Source organism: Hymenobacter sp. 5516J-16, from assembly GCF_022919335.1.
Lineage (GTDB): Bacteria > Bacteroidota > Bacteroidia > Cytophagales > Hymenobacteraceae > Hymenobacter > Hymenobacter sublimis.
Genome location: NZ_CP095058.1, coordinates 2,263,302 through 2,286,375, shown reverse-complemented (window position 1 = coordinate 2,286,375; position 23,074 = coordinate 2,263,302). Strand labels below are relative to the sequence as shown.

General features: G+C 60.2%; 23 protein-coding genes and 1 pseudogene. 16 read left to right on the top strand and 8 right to left on the bottom strand.

The window, feature by feature from the left end; translation table 11 throughout:
• The first annotated feature begins 8 nt into the window (after positions 1-8).
• From MUN84_RS11375 to MUN84_RS11365, 3 genes are all read left to right on the top strand, one after another.
• Complete coding sequence (locus tag MUN84_RS11375) at positions 9-1,664, top strand: FAD-dependent oxidoreductase (protein WP_244694210.1); 1,656 nt, start codon at positions 9-11, stop codon at positions 1,662-1,664.
• A gap of 250 nt (positions 1,665-1,914) precedes the next feature.
• Positions 1,915-2,742: a metallophosphoesterase family protein gene (locus tag MUN84_RS11370; protein WP_244694209.1), complete on the top strand. Its 828-nt coding sequence runs from the start codon at positions 1,915-1,917 to the stop codon at positions 2,740-2,742.
• Positions 2,742-3,404 (top strand): hypothetical protein, encoded by a 663-nt coding sequence (locus MUN84_RS11365; protein ID WP_244694208.1) that lies wholly within the window; start codon positions 2,742-2,744, stop codon positions 3,402-3,404. The genes MUN84_RS11370 and MUN84_RS11365 overlap by 1 nt, the downstream gene beginning before the upstream one ends.
• Before the next feature lie 457 nt (positions 3,405-3,861).
• Here MUN84_RS11365 and MUN84_RS11360 read toward each other — a convergent pair whose 3' ends face one another.
• Positions 3,862-4,938, bottom strand: coding sequence for a 1-acyl-sn-glycerol-3-phosphate acyltransferase (locus tag MUN84_RS11360; RefSeq protein ID WP_262920713.1), 1,077 nt, complete (start codon positions 4,936-4,938; stop codon positions 3,862-3,864).
• Complete coding sequence (locus MUN84_RS22975) at positions 4,935-5,231, bottom strand: 1-acyl-sn-glycerol-3-phosphate acyltransferase (RefSeq protein ID WP_262920505.1); 297 nt, start codon at positions 5,229-5,231, stop codon at positions 4,935-4,937. The genes MUN84_RS11360 and MUN84_RS22975 overlap by 4 nt, the downstream gene beginning before the upstream one ends.
• Before the next feature lie 303 nt (positions 5,232-5,534).
• On the opposite strand from MUN84_RS22975, the gene MUN84_RS11355 reads away from it, so the two are divergent.
• Entirely contained in the window at positions 5,535-6,350 is an 816-nt protein-coding gene (locus MUN84_RS11355; protein WP_244694207.1) for a tetratricopeptide repeat protein, read from the top strand.
• Between the two features lie 350 nt (positions 6,351-6,700).
• Here MUN84_RS11355 and MUN84_RS11350 read toward each other — a convergent pair whose 3' ends face one another.
• The 5 genes from MUN84_RS11350 to MUN84_RS11330 all read right to left on the bottom strand — a co-directional run bounded on the left by MUN84_RS11350 (position 6,701) and on the right by MUN84_RS11330 (position 12,423).
• Positions 6,701-7,678 (bottom strand): proline iminopeptidase-family hydrolase, encoded by a 978-nt coding sequence (locus MUN84_RS11350; protein WP_244694206.1) that lies wholly within the window; start codon positions 7,676-7,678, stop codon positions 6,701-6,703.
• A gap of 227 nt (positions 7,679-7,905) precedes the next feature.
• Positions 7,906-9,012: a chorismate mutase gene (locus MUN84_RS11345; protein WP_244694205.1), complete on the bottom strand. Its 1,107-nt coding sequence runs from the start codon at positions 9,010-9,012 to the stop codon at positions 7,906-7,908.
• A gap of 192 nt (positions 9,013-9,204) precedes the next feature.
• Positions 9,205-10,110, bottom strand: a complete 906-nt coding sequence (locus MUN84_RS11340) for a prephenate dehydrogenase (protein ID WP_317238906.1) — start codon at positions 10,108-10,110, stop codon at positions 9,205-9,207.
• Positions 10,111-10,282: 172 nt separating this feature from the next.
• Positions 10,283-11,482, bottom strand: a complete 1,200-nt coding sequence (locus MUN84_RS11335) for a pyridoxal phosphate-dependent aminotransferase (RefSeq protein ID WP_244694203.1) — start codon at positions 11,480-11,482, stop codon at positions 10,283-10,285.
• Positions 11,483-11,589: 107 nt separating this feature from the next.
• Positions 11,590-12,423 (bottom strand): prephenate dehydratase, encoded by an 834-nt coding sequence (locus MUN84_RS11330; protein WP_244694202.1) that lies wholly within the window; start codon positions 12,421-12,423, stop codon positions 11,590-11,592.
• An 837-nt stretch (positions 12,424-13,260) separates the two neighbouring features.
• Between MUN84_RS11330 and MUN84_RS11325 the strand changes: the two genes are divergently transcribed.
• From MUN84_RS11325 to MUN84_RS11310, 4 genes are all read left to right on the top strand, one after another.
• A complete protein-coding gene (locus tag MUN84_RS11325; protein WP_244694201.1) occupies positions 13,261-14,040 on the top strand; it encodes a porin family protein in 780 nt (259 codons plus the stop codon).
• A 688-nt stretch (positions 14,041-14,728) separates the two neighbouring features.
• Complete coding sequence (locus MUN84_RS11320) at positions 14,729-15,364, top strand: RNA polymerase sigma factor (RefSeq protein WP_244694200.1); 636 nt, start codon at positions 14,729-14,731, stop codon at positions 15,362-15,364.
• Complete coding sequence (locus MUN84_RS11315) at positions 15,351-16,532, top strand: carboxypeptidase-like regulatory domain-containing protein (RefSeq protein ID WP_244694199.1); 1,182 nt, start codon at positions 15,351-15,353, stop codon at positions 16,530-16,532. The genes MUN84_RS11320 and MUN84_RS11315 overlap by 14 nt, the downstream gene beginning before the upstream one ends.
• A gap of 11 nt (positions 16,533-16,543) precedes the next feature.
• Positions 16,544-16,726, top strand: a complete 183-nt coding sequence (locus tag MUN84_RS11310; RefSeq protein WP_244694198.1) for an energy transducer TonB — start codon at positions 16,544-16,546, stop codon at positions 16,724-16,726.
• Positions 16,727-17,026: 300 nt separating this feature from the next.
• Here MUN84_RS11310 and MUN84_RS11305 read toward each other — a convergent pair whose 3' ends face one another.
• Complete coding sequence (locus MUN84_RS11305; RefSeq protein WP_244694197.1) at positions 17,027-17,200, bottom strand: hypothetical protein; 174 nt, start codon at positions 17,198-17,200, stop codon at positions 17,027-17,029.
• Between the two features lie 185 nt (positions 17,201-17,385).
• On the opposite strand from MUN84_RS11305, the pseudogene fumC reads away from it, so the two are divergent.
• From fumC to MUN84_RS11260, 8 genes and pseudogenes are all read left to right on the top strand, one after another.
• A pseudogene (fumC, locus tag MUN84_RS11300) lies at positions 17,386-18,790 on the top strand (class II fumarate hydratase).
• A gap of 138 nt (positions 18,791-18,928) precedes the next feature.
• On the top strand, positions 18,929-19,732 hold the full coding sequence (locus MUN84_RS11290; RefSeq protein WP_244698564.1) for a DHH family phosphoesterase: 804 nt from the start codon (positions 18,929-18,931) through the stop codon (positions 19,730-19,732).
• Positions 19,687-19,986 carry a hypothetical protein gene (locus tag MUN84_RS11285; RefSeq protein WP_244698562.1) on the top strand — a complete coding sequence of 100 codons (300 nt, stop codon included), beginning with the start codon at positions 19,687-19,689 and terminating at the stop codon, positions 19,984-19,986. Before MUN84_RS11290 ends, MUN84_RS11285 begins: the two co-directional genes overlap by 46 nt.
• 86 nt (positions 19,987-20,072) lie before the next feature.
• A complete protein-coding gene (locus MUN84_RS11280) occupies positions 20,073-20,669 on the top strand; it encodes a GNAT family N-acetyltransferase (protein WP_244698560.1) in 597 nt (198 codons plus the stop codon).
• Complete coding sequence (locus MUN84_RS11275) at positions 20,662-21,069, top strand: diacylglycerol kinase family protein (protein WP_244698551.1); 408 nt, start codon at positions 20,662-20,664, stop codon at positions 21,067-21,069. The genes MUN84_RS11280 and MUN84_RS11275 overlap by 8 nt, the downstream gene beginning before the upstream one ends.
• 112 nt (positions 21,070-21,181) lie before the next feature.
• Positions 21,182-21,649, top strand: a complete 468-nt coding sequence (locus MUN84_RS11270; protein WP_244698548.1) for a DUF6970 domain-containing protein — start codon at positions 21,182-21,184, stop codon at positions 21,647-21,649.
• A gap of 100 nt (positions 21,650-21,749) precedes the next feature.
• A complete protein-coding gene (locus tag MUN84_RS11265; protein WP_244698545.1) occupies positions 21,750-22,253 on the top strand; it encodes a DinB family protein in 504 nt (167 codons plus the stop codon).
• Positions 22,254-22,355: 102 nt separating this feature from the next.
• Complete coding sequence (locus MUN84_RS11260; RefSeq protein ID WP_244698542.1) at positions 22,356-22,979, top strand: thioredoxin family protein; 624 nt, start codon at positions 22,356-22,358, stop codon at positions 22,977-22,979.
• Positions 22,980-23,074 lie beyond the last annotated feature (95 nt).

Genomic DNA, 23,074 nt, shown 5'->3' with positions numbered 1-23,074 from the left:
TTGCCTTCATGAAAAAACCTGTTCTGCTTTGTGTTGACGATGACCCGCAGGTGCTCAGTGCCATCGACCGGGACTTGCGCCAGGAGTTTCGGCGCGACTACCGGGTGCTGCGGGCCAGCTCTGGGGAAGAGGCCCTGGCCACCATGCGGGAGCTGAAGGACCGGGAGGAGCCGCTGGCCCTAATCCTGGCCGACCAGCGCATGCCCGGCCTGGAGGGCGTGGAGGTGCTCAGCCAGTCCAGGGAGTTGTACCCTGATGCTAAGCGCGTGCTGCTCACGGCTTACGCCGATACGGAAGCCGCCATCCGGGCCATCAACTCCGCCCGCCTCGACCACTACCTGATGAAGCCCTGGGACCCGCCCCAGCAGCTGCTGTACCCTACCCTGCACGACTTGCTGCGGGCCTGGGAGGCTACCTACCGGCCTCCCTTCCGCGGCGTGCGCCTCATCGGGTTTCAATGGTCGCCCCGCTCCCACGACCTCAAGGACTTTCTGGCCGGCTACCTCATCGGCTACCAGTGGCTCGACTTCGAAACCGACTCGGAAGCCCAGGCCTTGCTGGCGCAGAAAGGATTCACTCCGAGCGACTTGCCAGTGGTAGTGCTGGAAGATGGCACAGCCCTGGCGAACCCCTCGGCCACGGAAGTAGCCCTGCGGGTGGGCCTCACGGTGCAGGCCTCCCAGGAGCTGTATGATGTGGTAGTAATTGGGGCCGGTCCGGCGGGGCTGGCGGCGGGCGTGTACGGGGCCTCCGAGGGGCTGAAAACCCTGGTGATTGAGCGTCAGGCTCCCGGCGGCCAAGCGGGCACCAGCTCCCGCATCGAAAACTACCTGGGCTTCCCGACCGGCCTGAGTGGTAGCGAGTTGGCTCACCGCGCCTGGTCCCAGGCCGTGCGCCTTGGGGCCGAAATTCTGGCGCCCCAGGAAGTAACGGACCTGTGCGTGCAGGATGGCTACAAAGTATTGACCCTCAGTGATGGTAGCAAAGTGCAGACCCGCGCCGTGGTGCTGACCACCGGCGTCAGCTACCGCACCCTGGAGGCGCCCGGCATGGACCGGCTCAGCGGAGCCGGCGTGTACTACGGGGCCGCCCGCACCGAGGCCCGCACCTGCCAGGCCCAGGACGTGTACATTGTGGGCGGCGGCAACTCCGCGGGGCAGGCGGCCATGTACCTGGCTACCTACGCCCGCCGCGTGTTCATCGTCATTCGGGGCGAAAGCCTGGCCGCCTCCATGTCGGCCTACCTGATTGAGCAAATCGGGCAGACGCCTAACATTGAGCTGCTACCCTTCACGGAGGTAGCGGAAGTGTGCGGGGCCGACCATTTGGAGGAGGTCATCATCCGGCGGCAGGGGCAGCTAGAGCGCCACCCGGCCCGGGCCTTGTTCGTGTTCATCGGGGCCAAGCCGAGCACGGAGTGGGTGTGCAACACCATCGTCTGCGACGGCAAAGGCTTCGTGCTCACGGGCCGCGACCTGGTAACGGACCCACGCTACGCTACCTCCTGGAAACATCCGCGCCGGGAACCCTACCTGCTGGAAACCTGCGTGCCCGGCGTGTTTGCCGCCGGCGACAGCCGGGCCGGTGCCATGGCCCGCGTGGCCTCTGCCGTTGGTGAGGGCAGCATGGCCATTAAGTTTGTGCACCAATACTTAGATGAGTAGGAATAATTTCCGGGAATAGGAACACCTCTTTTTTCCGGAAACTCGCTTTTTCTTCGGAATGCCTTTAGAATCAGTTTTGGCCTCGTAAGCGCTGCGTAAGGGGTTTAACCCGGAAACGCACGCTCGAAAAGCGCTTTAGGGTAGCACACAACGCCTTTTCAGGCTTAACCAACCGCGGGCTTCAACTGTATATAGCGCCATGACTATTCCGCCGGATAGTCAGGCTTTTTGTCTTTTTGTGTCGAGGCGTATGCGCTCAATTTTCCGAAACTTTCCCCTTCGTACGCTCCTACCCGCTACGGCCGCGCTTCTGCTCGGCGGCTGCGAGCTGCTGGAGTTCAGCCCCAACGATCATCGCTCCTCCGACGAGCAGCAGGACCTCACGGCCAAGAACTTGGCTCGTTTGGCCCAAACCCCGCTGCCCGCTGGCGACACGCTGCGCTTTGTGTTTACCGGCGACTCCCAGCGCTTCTACGACGAGGCCGAGGACCTGGTCAAGAGCGTAAATCATCAGGCCGGCATTCAATTTATGCTGATAGCCGGCGACATTTCCGACTTCGGCTTTGGCCGCGAAATGCGCTGGGTTGACGATCATCTGCGCAAGCTGAAAATACCCTACCTCACCGTAATCGGTAACCACGACTCCGTGGGCAACGGCCGGAAGGCGTACGAGAAAATCTTCGGGCCTCTCAACTACTCCTTTATATACGCCGATACCAAGTTCATTCTCACGGACACCAACGGCCGCGAGTACAACTTTGATGGTAAGATTCCGAACATGCCCTGGGTGAACCAGGAGCTGCGGGATACCTCTACGCGCCGCCACGTCATCATTTCCCACATTCCGCCCCAGGATGAGGACTTTGACCCAGCCGTGCGCGAGGCCTACGTCACGGCCCTGCGCAACGACCCGCGTCTGGCTTTCGAGATGAACGGCCACCGCCACGATTTCAGCATTGGCGAACCGTTCAATGATGGCGTTACCTACATCAACTCCTACGGCTTCGAGAAGCGGCAGTACCTGATTGTGACGGTGTGGGGCGACAAGCAGTTTCGGCTGAAAAAAGTGACTTTCTAATGGTACAGCGACTACTACTGGCCGCCCTGGCGGCCGCGCCGCTGGCCGCTGTGGCCGGCCCCCACGGCTCCACTTCCTCCCCCGACACCACAGGTGCCACCCCTGCCCCCGGTCTAACCCAAACCACCGCCCGCTCCGCCGATGGCCTGCCTTGGTACCGGCCCCGCCACGCGGTGGTGCAAACGGGCGGCGGCCTTGGCATGGTAGCGGCCGGCGTGGGCTACTCCCTGCGCGACCGGCTGGACTTGGATATTCTGGTGGGCTACGTACCCAAAAAGTACGCCGGCTCTACCCTTTCCCTGGCTTCGGCCAAGCTACTGTACTCGCCCTGGACGCTGCCAGTGGGGGAGAAGTGGAGCGTGAAGCCGCTTTCGGTGGGCGTTTACTTCAGCTACACCCACGGCACGCTCAACGACGAGGAGCCCAACCAATACAGCCGTGGCTACTACTGGTTCTCGACGGATACCCGCGTTGGCCCCTTGCTGGGTAGCCGCCTGAGCTACGCCCTGCCGCCTACGGCCGCCGGCCGCAAGCGCAACCTGTCGGGCTACTATGAGCTCGGTACCAACGATTTGTATCTGATCAGCTACGTGCAAAACACCAAAGGCCTGTCACCAGCCGATATCCTAACCTTGAGCCTAGGCGTGAAGGTAGACTTCTAGCCGCCTGAGCTACTGCTCATGCGCGTGCCTCCTAGTGGCGAGAGGCAGCAATTTGGTGCAGTATTGCTGAACCGCCTGGCGCAAATAGCTTCTTTCATTTAGATAAACCGTCTGTCATCCTGAGCCCAGCGAAGGACCTTATCACAGTGGCACGACATCGTAACAACGACTCGTTCTAGTGTAGTAGGTCCTTCGCTGGGCTCAGGATGACAGGCGGTTTAAGTGTATTAGGTATGTGTTTACACGTAAGCTCGCTAGGCTGTGTGGATAGTAAGAACTTTTGAGTCAAAATAGCCCGTCATGCAGAGCCGAAGGCGAAGCATCTCGCGTGCTGACGTTGCAGTGCTAACTCAACGATTCGAGCGAGATGCTTCGGCTGCGCCTCTGCATGACGAGCTCTAAATTCGCTATCCACACAGCTTGAGTCACTACTTCACTCAATCACCGAATCACCACCTCACCGCTGGGCTAGGTAGGTAGTGCGGGCTTCGCGTAGTAGGCGCAGCAACTCGGTGCGCTGGCGGAGCAGCTTTTCAATAACCGGGCGGTTCTGCCGGAATAAGCGCAGCACCCGGAGGCGGCGGAGTCGTTCTTCTAGATTGCCCCAGTAGCTGAGGGCGTAGAAGCCGGAGAGCGGCAGGCTGATAAAGTAGAGCAGGGTCCAGCCCCAACTTTGGGTGAAGTGGTGTACCAACGCGCACTGGCCCAGGTAGAACAGCGTGAAGGTGAGCATGCCCGTGACCAGCATAATGGGCGCCACGAACTCCACGTCCTTGGTGGCCCGCCGGGCAATGACCGACGGAATGATATAGGGTAGGTAGTTATTAACCGCGCCGTAGAGGTAAAGCGGGGCGCCCAGCACCAGCCGCAGCCCGGCCGAAATGGCGCGTTGCAGACGGCTGCTCTCGTTGTTGCGGGTTTCCAGGGCGTCGTCGGTGAGGCGCAGTTCTCGCAGGTGCTGGTGGTAGGCGTGCAGCTTTTCCCGCAGGTCGCCCAGGCGGCCGGCGTCCAGCTCCTCGAAGTAGCGCACAGCTTTAAGCAAGGTCTGGCTGAGCTGGAAGTTGTCGTAGAGCGTTTCCTCATCGTCCTGGATGAGGTGCTGGCCGAAGGTGCGCTCCACCTGCGTAACCAGCTCGTCTTCCTCGTCGGTGCGAGTAATGACCAGTCGGGACTCCATGCGGCGACGAATTTCCTCGGTCAACACGTCGGCGGCGCCTTCCGGGTCCTGGCGGTAGTGCTCGGCGTAGTCGGCTACCCGAATGGGCTCGGCTAGGTCCATGAACACGTCGGAGCGGAAGCGTTGCGGATCGAAGTAGTTGATACCCAAGGGCAGAATGTGCAGGCCCAGCGTGAAGTTGTGCCGGGCCTCGGCGCCCAGGGCTATGCGGGCGGCGCCGGTTTTCAGGGGCCGCAGCCGCCGCTCCGATACGCTGGTGCCTTCAGGGAAAATCATGATGGTGCCGCCCCGGTCAAAGTAGTCGTAGCAGCGGCCGAAGGCCTTTTCGTTCTGAGCTTCTAGCTGGGCGGGCGTCAGGGTTTCGGCCCCGTGTCCAGGTCCTGGCGGCGGTAAATCGGGATGGAGTTACCCGATTCCATGATGGCCCGCGAAATAGGGTTTTTGAAAAAAGTGCTCTTGGCCAGGAAGGCAATGGGCTGGCGCCGGTTCACGGCCGCTACCAGCGGATCCATGAGGGTGTTGGGGTGGTTACTGGTGATGAGCAGGGGCCCGCGCATGCGCAGCCGCTCGGGGTGGCGCACCTCTAGTTTCCGAAAAAACACGCGCAGGGCCACCTGCACGAGGGGCTTCATCACAGTATAAAAGAGCATGGGCGCAAGAAAGCGGTTTTGAGTGGGTTGGGAAGTGTACTGCCAGTGCGGGCCGGAAGTTGTTGGGCTTAAGCCAGCCAGGAAGCAACTTGAGTTTTTCGGATGGAATAGCCATGCCAAAATAGCTTGGTGTCAGACTTTACAGGACACTACCCGCACCTTGCCGCGCCCCACACCCGCCCAGCTACCGTACCAGAATAGGGGCTGTTTCCGTTACGGGTTGCTAGTACCGTCGTCTGCCTGACCGGCCCGCATCCTCGCAAATTCCGGCATCTTTGGGGCAGGTTCTACCGTTGCCGTTGTATGCGTCCGTTTATCTTGTTGCTGCTGTTCTTCTTGCTCGCTCCCTGCGTGGGCCGGGGCCAAACCACGGCCGCCGCGGAAGCCGCAGCCCAAGCCACGGCCCTGCAGCGGGTGAATCAGCTGGTGCTGGAGCGGCGCTACGAATCGGCTTGGAAGCTGCTCAAGTTTCTGGATCAGATGAACACCGACCCCGCAGTAGCCCTGCAGAAAACAGAGGTAGCCCTGCACTACTACACGGCCACCGACGAGCTCAAGCGCTTTAACTTCCGCGACTTAAAGCTGCTGGACCTTTCGCCCGACAGCCTGCGCCAGCTTGGGCAGGACTCCGTGCGCTACTCTTTTCCGGTGCGCCGGGTGCTAGAAAAATTGCAGAAGCAGTACCCCGACAACTACAAGCTCGACCGGGCCCTCGGCGACTATTACTTCACGGTGCAGCAGTGCGACTGCGCCGAATCGGACTTGAGCGAGGATGAGGTTTTCCGGCGCACCATCCGGCACTACCAGCAGGCCCACGACCACGGCCAGGGCGACTACCTCTCGTATTTTGCCCTGGGCTACTCCTATCAGCGGCTAGGGCAATTCAAGGAGAGTCTGGCTCCCTTTGAGCGCTCCATTCAGCTGCGCAAGAATTATCCCACGGCTCACCTCAACCTGGCCTTTGTGTACCTGGAGCTCAAGGACTTTGAAAAGGCCCGTAACCACGCCCGCCGCGCCGTGGAGCTGTTCCCCGACGATGCCCACAAAGAGGACGCCGCCTTCCTGCTCAGCCAAATTGAGGAGCGAATGAAAACCGCTACCGCCGCCCAGCCAGAGTAAACCCCATGTCATTCCGACGCAGGAGGAATCTGGGTTAACTCACCCCAGCTATTCAGGAAGCCAAAAGAACGTCATGCAGAGGCGGCGGCGAAGCATCTCGCTCGAATCGTTGAGTTAGCACTGCAACGTCAGCACGCGAGATGCTTCGGCTACGCCTCTGCATGATGGACGTTATCTAGTCTTTTGCTGCTCCCTTTAACGGCTCAATAAGTTAACCCAGATTCCTCGCTCCGCTCGGAATGACACGGAACTGTTTTACAGCGTGGTGCCGGCTTTGAACGTGCCGTCATTCACCGACTTCAGGAAGCGGGTGAGGCCGCGGAAGTAGGTTTGCTGATCGTCCCACATGCTCATGTGACTGCCTTGGGGCAGAGCAGGTAGTTGCCTTGCTTCACTAGCCGGCTCATCTCCTCCATTTCCTTGGGGTTCATGGTGTCGAATTGCCCGCCTATCATGAGGGTAGGTACCGTAATCTGGTCCAGGTCGTTCCACCGGTCCCAGGTGAGGAGGCGGCCGGCGGTTTTGAACTCATTCGGGCCCTGCATCAGCTCGTACACGTGCTGATTGACGTGCTTGAAGGAGCGGGCCACTGGGTCAGGCATTTCGGGCAAGCGCAGCAGGTGCCGGGAGTAGTAGTTCTTGAACACCAGCCCTTCGTAGGTGGGGTTGTGGTAGTCTTTCACGGCCTCGAACTTCTCCAGCGAATCCAGCAGGGTAGGGCGCAGCTGGGCCCGCAGGGTTTTGTTGTAAGCATCGTAGCGCGGAATGCTGGCCACCATGTTCGAGATGATGAGGCCCGCGAGGTGGTCCTGGTGCTTGAGGGCGTACTCCAGGGCCAGGATGCCGCCCCAGGAATGGCCCAGCACGTAAAACTTATCAATGCCCAAGGCCTGCCGCACCTGTTCCACTTCGTCCACAAACCGCTCGGTGCGCCACAAATCGTCGTCCTGGGGTTGGTCGGAGTAGTAGGAACCGAGCTGGTCGTACTCGTAAAACTCGATGCCTTCCTGCGGGAAGAAGCTCTCGAAGCACTCAAAGTACTCGTGAGTCATGGCCGGCCCACCGTGCAGGAGCAACACCTTAATCTTGCCCGTCCCAAACCGCTTCGTCCACACGTTGAAGGTGCCCTTGGGCGTCTTGATGGGAATCAGCCGCACTCCCCCGCTGCGAATACCCGATTCAAAGGGTTTCAGATACGCCGCGGAGGTAGTGTCCGGCGTGTCGTTGCCGGGGGCTGAGGCGGCGTCGGGTTTCTGCTGGCAGTCGGTGATAAGCAGGGTAGCGGTCAGCAGCAGGCCGGCGGCGCGGATGAGGGTAGGCAGGGGCATAGGGCGGGGTAGTTGGTTTTTCAATAGTAGAAAGAACTGACCGAAACCCTGCCAAGCCTGTAAAGCAAACCTGTTAAAAATCAGAACGTCATGTCGAGCCCCGCGAGACATCTCGCGTGCTGACGTTGGATTAGCATTGCAACATCAGCACGCGAGATGTCTCGCGGGGCTCGACATGACGTTCGTTTACCATATTTTACCCCATCAGCTCTTCACTTCATCACCTTCTACTCCAGATTCTCGCGGTTCATCACGCGGTTCTGGCGGTTGATGGACTCCAGATGCACGGCGTCGAAGTACTTCAGAATGAAGTCGCGGGTGAGGCCGAGCTGGTTGCCCTTCTGGATGCCGCGCTCCAGAATCTCGTTCCAGCGGTTGGTTTGCAGGATGGTAATGTCGTTGTCCTTTTTGTACTGCCCGATGCTCTCGGCTACCTGCATGCGGCGGCCCAACAGGTGCAGAATCTCGTCGTCGAGCTGATTGATTTGCTCGCGCAGCTTGCTGAGCACCGTCAGGAACTCTTGCTGGTCGGTGGTTTCGTGGCGCCAGGTCAGGCCGTCGAGCAGCTCCGCCAGGCGCTGGGGCGTTACTTGCTGCTTGGCGTCGCTCCAAGCGTTATCAGGGTCAATGTGCGACTCCAGCATTAGTCCATCGAAATCCAGGTCGATGCTTTTCTGGGCCACGCTGGCCAGGCCCGTGCGGTTGCCGCAAATGTGGCTCGGGTCGCAGATGATGGGCAAATCGGGGAGGCGGCGCTTCATTTCAATGGGCAGGTGCCACATGGGCGCGTTGCGGAACTCCGTGTTGCCGTAGCTGGCGAAGCCCCGGTGAATCAGCCCGATTTTCTGGTTGCCTACCTTGGCCAGGCGCTCTACGGCCCCCATCCACAGCTCCAGGTCGGGGTGCACCGGGTTCTTGATGAACACCGGAATATCCACACCGCGCAGGGCATCGGCCACGGCCTGCACCGAGAAGGGGTTCACCGTGGTGCGGGCCCCAATCCAGAGCACGTCCACGTCGAAGGCCAGAGCATCTTCTACGTGCTTGGGGGTAGCCACTTCTACGGTGGTGGGCAGGCCCGTCAGCTGCTTGGCGCGCTGCAGCCAGGGTAGGCCCTTGGTGCCAATGCCCTCGAACAGACCAGGTTTGGTCCGGGGCTTCCAGATGCCGGCCCGCAGCATGTCTACCTTGCCAGTAGCGGCCAACTGGGTGCAGGTAGCAATGAGCTGTTCCTCGGTTTCCGCCGAGCAAGGCCCGGAAATAATAAGCGGCTTTTTAGCGAGGAATTTCGGGTGTTCGGCCGCGTCGGCGGGGGAAGTGAGAAGCTGTTCCATGAGGTATGTTGAGTTTGCGTTTTCTGTGGTTGAGGAAGGGAAGAAGTTGTCTGGGTGTCAGAACAATGTAGAGACGCGACACTTCGCGTCTCAATCGTTGCTGACGTTGTTTAGGCGGCGCGGTTCAGTTCGTTCTAGCGCCGAGACGCGAAGTGTCGCGTCTCTACATTGTTCTGGTACTGGCGGCCGGCGTTACTTCAGAATCTTCTTGATCAGGTTGGCTTGTTGAATTTGCTGGTACACAGCGGGGTAGTCTTCCTGGGCTAGTAGCTCGCGCAGGTGCTGGAGCTGGTGGATGTGTTCGTCGAGCACGTCGAGCACGTTCACGCGGTTTTGGCGGAAAATGGGCACCCACATGTCGGGCGAGCTTTTGGCCAGGCGCACCGTCGACTCAAAACCGCCGCTGGCCAGGGCAAAGATCTGCTGTTCTTCCTTTTCCTTCTCTAACACCGTGAGGGCCAGAGCAAAAGAAGTAATGTGCGAAATGTGTGAAATGTAGGCCGTGTGCAAATCATGAGCGGCGGCATCCATGTACACCAAGTGCATAGTCAGGCGCCCAAACACGGCTTCAATCCGGGCTACGGCGTCTTCGGCGCTCCGGGCGGCGTCGCAGATAACCAGGGTTTTGCCCTTGAACAGGCCGGGCACGGCAGCCGACGGGCCGGAGTACTCGGTGCCGGCCATGGGGTGCACGGCCACGAAACGGGCGCGGTTGGGGTGCCCGTCTACGGCGGCCAGCAGGGTAGCTTTGGTCGAACCCACATCCATCACCACTTGGCGGTCGGTAGCGGCGTCGAGTACTTGGGGCAGCACGCCAAGCATGGCATCCATGGGCACGGCTACTACTACTAGGTCGGCGCGGGTGACGGCAGCGCTCAGCTCGTTTTCTACCTCATCTACCAGGCCCAAGGCTACGGCCTGGCGCTGGTTTTCCGGGCTCCGATCCACCCCAATGATGTGGTGGGCGAGGCCGGTTTCCTTGAGGCTCAGGGCGAGGGAGCCGCCAATCAAGCCAATTCCGATTATCGTGACTACCATTTGGTGGGGTGGTGAAATTGAGAAATGGTGAGTTGGTGATTGAGCGAGTTTAAAAGGCACTTCATCCTAACTGTTAGCCCGTCATCTGGAGCTTTAAATGGCCTTAACACGCCCGAACGGCTAGCAGCGGAGCGAGCAAGGCAACAACGACTTGCGCGGTCGTGATAAGGTCCTTCGTCGCCGCTTGATGCGCGGAGTGCTCAGGGTGATGGGCTGATTGAAGCGTGACGTGTCAGGTAGTAGAGGACGGGCTAGGAGTAGCCGGTAGTTGCCGGGCGGCTTTGATGCGGCCCAGGGCAGCCTGCAGCACCTCCGTGGTCTGGCACAAACTCACCCGAATGAACCCGTTGCCGTTGCTGCCGAAGATGCCGCCCGGCGTGATGAACACATTCGCGTTATACAGCAGCTCGTCGCTGAGGGCGTAGCCATCGGCATAGCCGGCCGGAATAGCAGCCCACACGAACAGGCCCACTTGGTTGTGCTGGTACGTGCAGCCGATGGTATCAAGCAGTTCGAACACCAATTCGCGCCGAGTGCGGTAGTGGGCGTTCAGCTCCTGATACCAGGTGTCGTCCAGGTTCAGGGCTTCCACGGCCGCCAACTGCACCGGCAGGAACATGCCAGAATCGAGGTTGCTTTTGAAGCGGAGCACTTCCTGAAGCAAATCGGCGCGACCCGCCAGCAAGCCCACGCGCCAGCCCGCCATGTTGTGCGACTTGCTTAAGGAGTTCAGTTCCAGCACCACCTCCCGCGCCCCCGGCACGGCCAGCAGGCTCTGCGGCTGCTCCGTGTTCAGGATGAAACTATAGGGATTGTCGTGGACCAGCAGGATGTTGTGGGCGGTGGCAAAGGCCACGAGCTTGGTGAAAAACGCAGCATCGGCGGCGGTGCCAGTGGGCATGTGGGGGTAGTTGACCCACATGAGTTTCACCCGGCTCAGGTCGCGCTGGGCCAGGGCGTCCAGGTTGGGCAGCCAGTGGCTCTCGGCGGTTAGGTCGTAGTCGATGGGGGTAGCGCCGCTGAGGTGGGCCGCGGCCCGGTAGGCGGGGTAGCCCGGGTTCGGAATCAGCACCTCGTCGCCAGCTTCCAGAAAGGTCATGCTCACATGGATGATGCCTTCCTTGGACCCCAGCAGGGGTAGGATTTCCGCCTCCGGGTCGAGCGTTACGCCGTACTGCCGCTGGTACCAACCGGCCATGGCTTGGCGTAGGGCCGGCACGCCCTTGTAGCTCTGGTAGGCGTGGGTATTTGGCTGCTGCGCAGCCTGCGTAAGAGCCGTTACCACGCGGGGGTGGGGCGGCATATCGGGCGAGCCAATGCCCAGGTTGATGATGTGCTTACCGGCTTTATTCAGGCCATCAATTTCGCGCAGCTTCTGCGAGAAGTAGTACTCCTGGGTGTGCTGAAGGCGACTGGCGACGGAAACGTGCATGAGGTAGGATATTTGTCCTTCCGAGCGGAAGCGAGGAATCTGGGTTAGCCACTGATGAGTAACTCAGATTCCTTCTGCGTCGGAAGGACAGTTCGGGTTGATTTTATTTAGTGGGTGTCGCCTTTGTGGTAAACGCCCAGCACTTCCAGTCCTTCCGTGAGCGGGGCAATGGCTTGGAGGGCGGCTTGCAACTGTGCGGGCTGGTCGAATTCCAGGTCGGCGTGGAAGTAGTAGTGCCAGGTGCTGCCCGGCTTGGGGCACGACTGCAGCTTGGACAGGTTGATGCCCAGGTCGGCAATACGTACCAGCACCCGGGCCAGGCTGCCCTGGGTGTGGTTGGTATGAAAGTACAGTGAGGCCTTGTTGGGTTGGGCAACCTCTTGGGCATTTTCGGGCCGGGCTACCACCAGAAAGCGGGTGTAGTTTTTCTTTTCGGAGTGAATGTCGGCTTCCAGAATATCCAGCCCGAACAGCTCCGCGGCTAGGGTGCCGGCTACGGCCGCTACGCCGGTCCGCTGGCTTTCCCGAATGCGCTGGGCGCTCAGGGCCGTGTCCTCGGTTTCTACTAGGCGCCAATGCTTGTGGCGGCTCAGGTAGTCGGCGCACTGGAGCAAGGCCATGGGGTGGGAGTGCACTTCGGTAATATCCTCCACTTGCTGCCCGGGTAGGGCCATCAGGTGCTGGCGGATGTGCAGGTAGGTTTCGCCCATCACCCGCAGGCCCGACTTCCGCAGCAGAGTGTAGTTAGGCAGAATGCTGCCGGCAATAGAATTCTCAATGGCCATAACGGCCGCCCCGGCCCGTCCTCCCACCACCGAATTTACTACCTCCCCAAACGTGGCGCACGGCACTACCTCCACCGCCTCAGAGCTAAAGTAGCGCCGGGCGGCTATCTGGTGGAAACTGCCTTCGAAACCCTGAATGGCAACGGCTGGGAGCATGGTACTGGTGATGAAAGGGTACTAAAAAAGGCCTCCGGAGTGCGGGGCCTTGGTTTGCTGTGGTGGCTGCGCTTCGGTCAGCTTCGGCAAATCAGGCCCGGCTTCTTCGTGAAAAAGAAATAATAGTAGCCGTAGTAAAAGAAAGCCGAGGTGAGCATGAGTAACTGGAGTGTAAGCGTAAAAAAAGCGCCTCCCGAGGTTGTCGAGAGGCGCTGAGCGTTTCGGTTTGGAAAGCTACAGGAGGGCCGCTCGACTACGTGGTGGCGTAGTAGAAGTAGTAGCTAAAAAAGAAGCGGCCGGTGTGCTGAAGCATGAGAATCAGGTGCTTTACGCTGGCAAGGTGAAACGCATCAGTGGCAATTCCAAATAATTTATTTGGAAAGATGTACGAACAACCGTTCGGTCGCGGCTTGATTTAAAAGAAAGTTACTACCTCTTATGTGCTGTAGTAGCCACCAGGTGAATATAATGTGATGCGCTAGGATGCAAGATGTCACCACCTGTCATTCCGAGCAGCGCGAGGAATCTGGGTTGTCCTCTGGAAGCTACCCCAGATTCCTCGCGCTGCTCGGAATGACGGTCCTTTTGCTATTTATAAGATCTTACTGGTAACGCAGCATATGCTGGAGTAGAAGCCAGGACGGTGGAAGGAAAGCAATAGAAGGTTAGGGTAAGCGGCACCTGCTTAGGTTGAGAAAAGGCCATTTGCTTACGCCATATGGCCTTTCGATGCTGAAAAGAAAAGTTGGCACGGTTTTGTAATACTACCCATCCGAAGCCGGCAGCCACCCGCTGTGCATCCTTGGTAGCCGGCCCTTCCTTCCAACTCTTCCTGCCATGAATACGAAGCGACTTTTCGGCCGCCTGGCCGCTGCTACCCTTTTTGTTACGGCTTTTGCTACGGCTTCCGAAGCTCAGATTCAGCCCCACCGCGTGCCCGCTTACACCGGCAAAGCCCAGGCCCGCCCGGTGCGTTCTACGCCTTCCTACTCCACTTCTTCGGCTACGGATGGCGTGAAATTCGGTATCCGAGCTGGCGTAAACGTGGCCGACTGGTCGGGTGATGCGGTAAGCAGCGTGATGGACCTGGCGGAGTACACCAACGGGGCCGTGACCAAGGAAATGAAGACGGGCTTCCATGCCGGCCTCTACGCTACCCTGCCGCTGGGCCCGCGCTTTGCCATTGAGCCGGGTGTTGCCTACTCCGAGAAAGGAACCGCCCTGACCGGCCGCATTCCGCTGGAACAGTTCGACTTCCTGAATGCCAAGGTGAAAGCCACGGCCCGCATGGCCTACCTCGATATTCCGCTGCTGGCCAAGGCCTACCTCACCGATGGATTCTACCTGTACGCTGGCCCGCAAGCCTCCGTGCTGCTCTCGGGCAAGGCCCGCGTGAATGCCAGCGCCTTGGGCTTCTCGGCCTTTAACAAGGACTTCGACATCAAAGAACAGTTTCGCCCCGTGGACTTCTCCGTGACGGGCGGCCTGGGCTACCAGTTCCAAAACGGCTTGGGCCTGAGCGCTGGCTACGACTACGGCCTCTCGTCCCTGGATAAAAACAACAATTTCGACGCCCAGAACCGCGTGATTAAGGCGTCCGTGAACTACTCGTTCTAATTCTCTCTCCTCCCACCTATTCCCCACACAAAGGCCCCACCGAACTTCGGTGGGGCCTTTTTTATCTACACTAGGAATAGCGCGAGTAACCATAAAGCACTTGAATCAGGATAAAGCCGAAGTTGCTCCAGCGGCGCATGTGAGGTAGTGAGGCTGCAACCAACACCGCCCGGCCGCAAGTGAGTGAAGTAGGCGCAGGCTTCGGAGGTAAGGAAATAAGTGGTTAGGGAAGCACAAGTGAACTGGGTTGCGCCGTGGCCCAACGGCGCAGTTTTCTCTCGCGGCGGTGGGCTTGGTGGGGCGTGGAGTGGGCTTCTGCGGTCCGCATGGCGGCACACTCCTGGGTAGTGGTCAGCCACTAGGGCAGAGCGGAGGAAGGCGGAGCCGTGGCCGGTGGCGGAGCCGCAGCGTGCAGCGTATCAGCGGGGTAAGAAGCTGAGCCTGTGCGGAGCGGCTGCCTAGCAGAGCCAGTGTTGAGCCAAACAGGAAAGGGAAAGAAGGCGACATAACCGGGGCGTTAGGAGAGCAGCTTTTCTTGTAGATGCGCCCCGCTGCCGGATTCCACACGCGCCGTGAAAAATATTTTTCTGGCTTTTCTTTCCGCCTTTCGATTGGAGATGTTGAGGAGGCAGCTCCATGCTTTTCCGGCCCGAAAGTGTAGCTTTCGGTTCTGGCCTTTCGCCCTGATATGTTCTTTCGTCGCTCCCGCCGTCCTGCGCCTGCTGCCGAGCTCTCCGATGCGGAGCTGCTCCGGCGCTACCACGCCCAGGGCGACGTGCACGATGTAGGCGCGCTCTACGACCGGCACATGACCCAGGTGCTGGCCATCTGTCGGCGCTACCTCCGCGACGAGGAAGATGCCAAGGACGCCGTAATGCAACTCTTTGAGCAATTGGTAAGTAAGTTGCGTCAACATGAGGTAGAGAACTTCGCGCCCTGGCTGCACGCCACCGCTCGCAACCATTGCCTGATGGTGCTGCGGGCCCGGCAGCGGGCGGGCCCCGCGGCGGGTGGGGCGCTGGTGGTCCACTTTCCCGATGCCGCCGGTATGGAATTGGCCGCGGCCCGGCATCTGGTAGAAGATGACTCTACCGAAGCCGACCTCCACGAACAGCAGCTCCAACAGCTAGAACACGCCCTGGCTGAACTACCTCCCGGCCAACGACAATGCCTGGAGCTGTTTTACCTCGAAAAGAAATGCTACCGCGACATTGCTGACCTCACGGGCTTCGACCTGAACGCGGTTAAAAGTCACCTCCAAAACGGCAAGCGCAACCTGCGCCGCTACCTCGAAACCACTGCTGCTTCCAATGCTTCTCCCTAATGCTGCTTCTGAGCCCACCGCTTCCCGGCACCTGCCGCTGGAAGTGCTGCGCCGCTACGTGGCCGGAACACTGGAGCCCTTGGAGCAGCACCGCGTAGAAGCCCATACCAGTACCTGCCCCCGCTGCGCCGACGTGCTGGAAGGCCTGGCGCTGCAGCCCGCTGCCGTTACCGATACTAGTCTGGCTGACCTGCGCCAGCGCCTGCATGCCCGCGTAGAAGAATTAGCCATGGGTTCGAAGCCCAAGCCGCCCCTGGGTTGGGCCTGGCAACAGCTAGCGGCCGCGGCGGTGCTGCTATGTACAATAGGTGCTGCCTTGGTATGGTTGACTGCTAATCGTTTACAGAGCAGAGCTACTATAGCCGCCAAGCCCGCTGCAGAAGCTGTTGCATCTGCCTCTACTACTCCCGCACCCGCGCCATTACGCACTGCAGAGCCCGCCGTGTCTGCTTCCTCTGCTATAGCAACCGTATCGTCAGTTGCGCCAGCTTCGTCGTTGCGCCGTCGGCAGCTGGCGACAAGGCGCCCGTCTTATTTGGCGCGCTCGGTGCTGGCCGATGGGCCGGCAGTGGGTGAGCCCATGGAACAGGTGCAAAGTGGGGTTGCACCACCTGATGCCTACGTTGCAGCTGCAGCAGCGGCCTCCGCAGATTCAGTGCATGCTGCAGGAAAACCACCGGTCACTGCCGATGTAGCTGCAGCCTCCCTGGCGGTTAAAGCCAAAAGGCGTGTTGCGGAAGGTTCAGCTTCAGCTCCGCTCTTACCGCAGAATCTGCGTACTATCCAGGGTCGCGTGACGGACGCCGCTGGGGTGCCGCTGCCGGGCGCCACGGTGCTGGTGCCTGGCACGCAGCAGGGAGCCGTTACCAATTCCAATGGGTCTTTCTCCCTGCAAGTGCCTACTGCTACTGAGCAGCTTACGATTAGCTCCATCGGTTACACCGCCCAAACCCGCGCCCTGCGCCCTTCCGACTCCACGCTGGCCTTGGCCCTTTCGCCCAGTTCTAGTGCCCTGAGTGAGGTAGTCGTAGTGCGCCGCGATGCGCCGCCCGCGCCTATGTTGGTGGGGGCCATGCCGGCCGGGGGCTACACTAGCCTCAAAAAGTACCTGCGCGACAGTCTCGACTACCCGAAAAAGCCCTGGAAGCTCGGCAGGAAGGCAACGTAAAGCTGCGCTTTGTGGTAGGCGTTGATGGCAAAGTATCAAACATTAAAGTAGTCAAGAAGCTGTCTGAGGAGTGCGACGCCGAAGCTATTCGCCTGCTTCAGGAGGGTCCGGCTTGGTTTCCCGCCATTCAGAACGGCCGCCGCACCGCCCGCACTGTCGAAATCACCGTGCCCTTTAAGATTGAGCAGCGGTAAAGTATACTGGTCATGGCGAGGGCACCGAAGCCATCCGTCCTGACCAACGTCCTACTCCTAAAACGTGACAAGCCCTTGACGGATAGTAGCGTCAAGGGCTTGTTACGTTAGGAGATGTGTCACAAATGAGAGGAAGGATGGCTTCGATGCCCTCGCCATGACACCTTATCAATTCTCTCTACCCACTGTAACCACCGCCGCTTTCGGGTTCGGTGGCGCTACCGCCGGGCGTTACTTCGCGGGGCAGGTCGGGTTCGGTTTTTATTTCCACCTGGCTGTAGTCGGGGGCACCGTTGCCAGCTACGGGTACTGGGGTTTCGTCAGTGTTAGAGCTGGTGCTGGCGGTGGAGGCTGAAGGGGCGTAGGGGCCGTGTTTTCCTGGGCGGGTGGCGTTACGGCGGAAGGCTGGGCCGTGGTAGGTGTTTCAGACTGTACGGACAGGGCGTCGGATTCAGATTCGAAGGTCTTTTTCATGACGTAGAGTAGCTAGTAAGATGCTTGAGCTATCCTATACGTAGGCAGCGGGCAGGCAGCCGGGCGAACCTGGGGCAGAATTTTGGGGTAGCGGTGCGGGGCCGTACGCCGTTGCGTACTTTTGCGGCGTGCCGGCTTGCCGCGCGCTTTCTTGTCACCTTATTCTCTTCTCACCCACTAGAAGCATGACTCAGTTTCGCACCGAGAAAGACACCATGGGCACCGTGCAGGTGCCGGCCGACGCCTACTTCGGCGCCCAAACCCAGCGCTCCATCGATAACTTCCAGATTGCCCAGGACATCAACAAGATGCCCAAGGAAATCATCCGCGCCTTTGCCTACCTGAAGAAAGCCGCCGCCCTTACCAACCGCGACGCCGGCATCCTGTCGGCGGAGAAAGCGGAGCTGATTGGCCGCGTCTGCGACGAAATTCTGGAAGGCAAGCTGGATCAGGAGTTCCCTTGGTGGTGTGGCAAACCGGCTCGGGCACTCAGAGCAACATGAACGTGAACGAGGTAGTGGCTTACCGCGGCCACGTCCTGAACGGCGGTCAGCTTTCCGACGAGAAGAAGTTTCTGGCCCCAACGACGACGTGAACAAGTCGCAGAGCTCGAACGATACCTTCCCGACGGCTATGCACATTGCGGCCTATAAGATTCTGGTAGAGAAGACCATACCCGGTATTGAGAAGCTGCGCGACACGCTGCGCGCTAAGAGCGAGCAGTTCATGCACATCGTGAAAATCGGCCGCACCCACCTCATGGATGCTACCCCGCTCACGGTGGGTCAGGAGTTCAGCGGCTACGTGTCGCAGCTCGACCACGGCCTGCGTGCCATTAAGAATACCCTGGCTCACCTTTCGGAGCTGGCTCTGGGTGGTACGGCCGTGGGCACCGGCATCAACACGCCTCCCGGCTACTCCGAAAACGTTGCCAAACATATTGCCGACCTCACCGGCCTACCCTTCATCACGGCGGAAAACAAGTTTGAGGCCCTGGCCGCCCACGACGCCATTGTGGAAGCTCACGGTGCCCTGAAAACCGTGGCTGCCAGCCTGATGAAGATTGCCAACGACATCCGCCTGCTGGCTTCGGGCCCGCGCGCTGGCATCGGCGAGCTGCACATCCCCGACAATGAGCCCGGCTCCAGCATCATGCCTGGCAAGGTGAACCCCACCCAGTCGGAGGCCATGACCATGGTAGCGGCCCAGGTGATGGGTAACGACGTAGCTATCAACATCGGCGGCATGAACGGCCACTTCGAGCTGAACGTGTTCAAGCCCCTGATGATCTACAATTTCCTGCACTCGGCCCGTCTTATCGGCGACGTGTGCGTGTCGTTCAACGACAAGTGCGCCGCCGGCATCGAGCCCCTGGAAACCAACATCAAGAAGCACGTAGACAGTAGCCTGATGCTGGTAACGGCCCTGAACCCCCACATCGGCTACTACAAAGCCGCCGAAATTGCCCAGACGGCCCACAAAAACGGCTCCACCCTCAAGGAAACCGCCCTCCAGCTCGGCTACCTCACCGAAGAGCAGTTCAACGAGTGGCTCAAGCCCGAGGACATGGTCGGCGAAATCAAGAAGTAAAAGCTAGAAAACTAGCTCCCCTCCTTATCCAAGGAGGGGAGCTAGTTTTCTAACCGTAGTCTCAGCTGCGCGCTACAACCCTAGCATCCTGCTTTACGAACAACGGGCAGCCGGCTACCATGCGGGCTGCCCGTTTCTATGCCCGCTTATCCGCAATTTGTGGCGCCCTTCCGGGCCTTTCTGGACCAGGTTCCGGCCGGCGGCCGCGTGGTGGTGTTCTGTCATTTCGATGCCGATGGCCTAGCCGCCGGGGCGCTCTTCGGGCGCGGCTTGAACCGCATCAACCCGAGCTGGCAGGTGGAGGTAGTGCCTTCCGGCAAGGGCGAAAACGCCTTCCTGACGCCTGGTGCCCACGAACGGCTGCTGGCTCTGAAGCCGGATGCCCTGATTGTGACGGACCTCGGCGTACACGCGCACGGTACCTTGGAAGTGCACGGCGTGCCCGTGCTCTACGTCGACCACCACATTCCGGAAGGTGAGCCACCGGCTGGCGGTACCGTGCTAACCGGGTACGGCTTGGAGCCGGTGCCCTGCTCGGCCTGGCTGGCTTATGAGCTGCTGGCCGCCGAAGCCGATATGGCTGACTTACAATGGGTAGCGGCTATTGGCGTGCTGTCGGACCTCGGCGACCAAGCTGCCTGGGCCCCGCTGGCCGCTGTCAAGAAGCAGCACACCGCCAAGTGGCTGAAGGAGGCCGTAGCCATGTGTAACGCCGCCCGCCGGGCCGGCGAATTCGACCTGAACCGGCCCCTGCGCTACCTCCTCCACGATGACAACCCCCGCGGCCTGGCTCAGGATGAAGTGCTGGCTGGTTACCGGGCCGAAGTAGCTGCCGCCTTGGCCGCGGCTCGCAAGCTACCCCGAAGTTTCCGCCCAAAGGCCCCGATGCTGCACCCGTGGCCATCGTCACCATCGATTCGCCCTGCCAGATTCATCCCCTGATTGCCCAGCAGTGGATTACGCGGCTGTCAGACAGGGTAGTGCTGTGCGCCAACCTGGGCTACCTGCCCAATGGCATGGTGGCTATATCCGGGCGAGCGGCCGGCAACCTGCATATTCCGGACCTGCTGCGGGCCGCTTTTGCTAGGGTCGGCGCTACCCCGCCCGCCAACTTCGCCCACGGCCACCCCCAGGCCAGCGGCGGCCACCTTTCTGCCGCCGACTATGCCGTGTTGTTGCGCGGGCTGGGCTATTGAGGCCGTATAGGAATCCGGGGAAGGATATAAGGCGGCCGCGTGAAACTCTGCTTTATCTTTGACGCAACTTCCTGCTCAATCTGCCCATGGATTTCGCCCGCTGCATTACCCTGGAAAATAGCCGCGTCCGCCTGCGTCCCCTTGAAGCCACTGATTTCGAGGATTTAAAACGAGTTATTTTCGACCCGGAGCTGTGGCAGTTCAGCTCCATTCCTTACCCGGTTGATGCCGTGGGGCTGGCAGCTTACTTAACCAAGGCGGCGCAGGACCGGGCCCAGGGCATCCGCTACCCCTTTGCCATCATCGACCGCGCTACTGGGCGCGTGGTAGGTAGCACCAGCTACGGGAGCTTTGCGTTGGCCGACAAGCGACTGGAAATTGGCTGGACCTGGCTGGGCAAGGACTTTCAGCGTACGGGACTGAATCGGGCGGCGAAGCATCTGCTGCTGAAATACGCTTTCGGAGAGCTGGGCTGCGAGCGGGTAGAGTTGAAGGCCGACGCCCTGAACCAAAAGTCGCGGGAGGCTATGCGCCGCATGGGCGCCACGGAGGAGGGCATTCTGCGCAGCCACATGGTTACCCAAAGCGGCCGCCGGCGCGACTCCGTGTACTTCAGCATTCTGAAGCCCGAGTGGGACCAACTGCGCCAAACCGTATTTCAGGAGTTCGACGCCCGTGGTTGAGCCCACGCCCCCACCTCCGCGCCGGCTGCCGGCCCTGGTGCGCCAGCGGGCCGCCAGCTTTGGCTACGCCTTCCGGGGTGTGTGGGCTGCCCTGCAAACCGAGGTGCACCTGTGGTTTCATGCGGCCGCTACGGTACTAGTTGTTGGGTTGGGGTTGTACTTCGGGCTGGAACGGTGGGAGTGGGCGGTGGTGGCCTTGGCCGTGGGCGCGGTGTGGTGCGCCGAACTAGTGAATACAGCCATTGAAGCAGTCGTGAACTTGGTGTCGCCGGACTACCACCCGCTGGCTGGGCGGGCCAAGGACGTAGCGGCTGGGGCCGTGCTGGTGATGGCCGTAGCTGCGCTGGCCGTGGGCTTGCTGATTTTTGGGCCGCGGGTCTGGGACTTGCTGGGCTGGTAACCCTAGGAGAGAGCAGAACCACTGGCGGCCACCTGCGTAACCAAGCTTTGTGTGCATATTTGCCGCCCCTTTAGCCCTCGGGTGCGGGGAAGTTCTACCTCTTGCCTTGCTCATGCGCTCTTCCCTGCTTCTGATTCCTACCCTAGCTGTGCTGCTCCATACCGCGGCCTGCCAGCGCAACGTGGCCGTCACGACGCCCACCGATGCTCCCCAGACCGGGCTGGCCGGAAGCGTGTCAACTCCCGCACCTACCAGCGCCAATACCATTGAGCCTACCCCTCGCCCCGATGCGGTATTCGACGCTACCAAGCGTCCGAAGTGGCTGGCCGACCGGATTCAGCAGCACAGCAACGCCGAAAAGCAGAATCCGCCCATTCATATTTATAGCTACCAGCTTGATGGGGCCACGGTGTACTACGAAAGCAGCCCCTGCTGCGACCAGTTCACCAACCTCTACGCCGCCGATGGCAAGTTGCTTTGCCACCCCGACGGCGGGCTCACGGGCAAAGGCGACGGTAAGTGCCCCGACTTTGTGAAAAACCGAACCGAAGAACGGCTGGTATGGCAAGACCCTCGATAGCGGCGAAGTGGTGAGAGGCTGAAACAATGAGTTTCACTCACGGCTTTGGTACTCCTTCCACCTTCCGCGCATTCCCCAGATTTCTCACCTTTCTTTTATCATGATCAACACCATTGAAAAGCTGGGCGCCTACACCGTGTGGGCAAATGCTACCCTGCTGCGCCACCTCGACGGCCTCGTGGCCGAAGGCGCGACCATTCCTGCCGGAGCCCTGCGCCTGTTTAGCCACGTGCTGAACGCCCAGGCCATCTGGCTTGGCCGCATGACCAACACGCCCAGCCCCGTGAAAGTGTGGCAGGAGCACGACCTGGCCACCCTGCACCACTGGCACGAGCAAACTTCCGAGCGTTTTCATCAGTACGGCATTCAGGCCGATGACACGGAAATGCAGCGCCTAATTACCTACACCAACTCCATCGGGGAGGGCTACACCAGCCAAGTATCCGACATCCTGACCCACGTGCCCGTGCACGGCAACTACCACCGCGCCCAGGTAGCCAAGGAGCTGCGCGCCGCCGGTCTGGAGCCCATTAACACCGACTTTATTACCTACTGCCGCGAATTGTCGGCTAAGGCGCAGGCGGCCGACGTGCCCAGCCTGTAACTTCCCTTTGCGTTTCCTTGTTAAACCCTTCCGCAGGCGGTTCGCCACCTCGCGGAAGGGTTTTTCGTTGTACTATCATCCGGCTTCCTACCCATCGTTTCCATGACGACTTCCGCCTCACCTTCCCCGGTCCTGAGTCCTGAGCACCTGGCCCGAGCTTACTCCTATAGTGCTTATCGCCAAATGATTACTACCCTCATGGCCGAGGGTAAAACCACGGGTACTACTCAATCGGAGGCCCTGACTGCCTACGCCCAGCTCAATATCCAGCGCATGGAGCGCCTCGACAAGCAGGTGCAGGTGCAGCCGGAGCTGCTGGCTGCGGTGCAAGGGTTACAGCAGCGCTACGTGTGGCTGGTCCTGACCGAAGGCTGGTGCGGCGACGCGGCCCAAATTGTGCCCGTGCTGGAAAAAATAGCCCAGGCTAGCCAGGGCCGCATCACTACCCACTACTTGCTGCGCGACGAAAACCTGGACCTCATGGACCGTTACCTGACCAACGGGGGCCGGTCAATTCCCAAGCTCATTGTGCTGCGGGCAGATACCCTGCATGAGGTAGCGCAGTGGGGCCCCCGGCCCGCGGCGGCGCAGGAGCTGTTTCAGGCCATGAAGGCAGCCGGCGCTACGCATGAGGAATTTGCCGAAAAGCTGCACGGCTGGTATGCCAAGGACAAAACGCACCACACCCAGCAAGAACTGCTTCGCTTGGTTAATGAAATGAGCTAAACGCAGCCCAGCTACGCCACTGCAGAAATCAGTTTTGTTACCTATCCGCTCTGGTAAAACGGGGTGGTGTAGGTAGCAGAACTGATTTTTTTATT

Bases quoted from the DNA above. Each gene is read 5' to 3' on its own strand.
- MUN84_RS11330 (WP_244694202.1), bottom strand. From the start codon at position 12,423: ATGCTCCCAGCCGTTGCCATTCAGGGTTTCGAAGGCAGTTTCCACCAG.
- MUN84_RS11270 (WP_244698548.1), top strand. From the start codon at position 21,182: ATGCGCTCTTCCCTGCTTCTGATTCCTACCCTAGCTGTGCTGCTCCAT.
- MUN84_RS11290 (WP_244698564.1), top strand. From the start codon at position 18,929: ATGCCCGCTTATCCGCAATTTGTGGCGCCCTTCCGGGCCTTTCTGGAC.
- MUN84_RS11355 (WP_244694207.1), top strand. From the start codon at position 5,535: ATGCGTCCGTTTATCTTGTTGCTGCTGTTCTTCTTGCTCGCTCCCTGC.
- MUN84_RS11315 (WP_244694199.1), top strand. From the start codon at position 15,351: ATGCTTCTCCCTAATGCTGCTTCTGAGCCCACCGCTTCCCGGCACCTG.
- MUN84_RS11375 (WP_244694210.1), top strand. From the start codon at position 9: ATGAAAAAACCTGTTCTGCTTTGTGTTGACGATGACCCGCAGGTGCTC.
- MUN84_RS11350 (WP_244694206.1), bottom strand. From the start codon at position 7,678: ATGCCCCTGCCTACCCTCATCCGCGCCGCCGGCCTGCTGCTGACCGCT.
- MUN84_RS11325 (WP_244694201.1), top strand. From the start codon at position 13,261: ATGAATACGAAGCGACTTTTCGGCCGCCTGGCCGCTGCTACCCTTTTT.
- MUN84_RS22975 (WP_262920505.1), bottom strand. From the start codon at position 5,231: ATGCTCTTTTATACTGTGATGAAGCCCCTCGTGCAGGTGGCCCTGCGC.
- MUN84_RS11335 (WP_244694203.1), bottom strand. From the start codon at position 11,482: ATGCACGTTTCCGTCGCCAGTCGCCTTCAGCACACCCAGGAGTACTAC.
- MUN84_RS11305 (WP_244694197.1), bottom strand. From the start codon at position 17,200: ATGAAAAAGACCTTCGAATCTGAATCCGACGCCCTGTCCGTACAGTCT.
- MUN84_RS11345 (WP_244694205.1), bottom strand. From the start codon at position 9,012: ATGGAACAGCTTCTCACTTCCCCCGCCGACGCGGCCGAACACCCGAAA.
- MUN84_RS11280 (WP_244698560.1), top strand. From the start codon at position 20,073: ATGGATTTCGCCCGCTGCATTACCCTGGAAAATAGCCGCGTCCGCCTG.
- MUN84_RS11365 (WP_244694208.1), top strand. From the start codon at position 2,742: ATGGTACAGCGACTACTACTGGCCGCCCTGGCGGCCGCGCCGCTGGCC.
- MUN84_RS11320 (WP_244694200.1), top strand. From the start codon at position 14,729: ATGTTCTTTCGTCGCTCCCGCCGTCCTGCGCCTGCTGCCGAGCTCTCC.
- MUN84_RS11260 (WP_244698542.1), top strand. From the start codon at position 22,356: ATGACGACTTCCGCCTCACCTTCCCCGGTCCTGAGTCCTGAGCACCTG.
- MUN84_RS11265 (WP_244698545.1), top strand. From the start codon at position 21,750: ATGATCAACACCATTGAAAAGCTGGGCGCCTACACCGTGTGGGCAAAT.
- MUN84_RS11370 (WP_244694209.1), top strand. From the start codon at position 1,915: ATGCGCTCAATTTTCCGAAACTTTCCCCTTCGTACGCTCCTACCCGCT.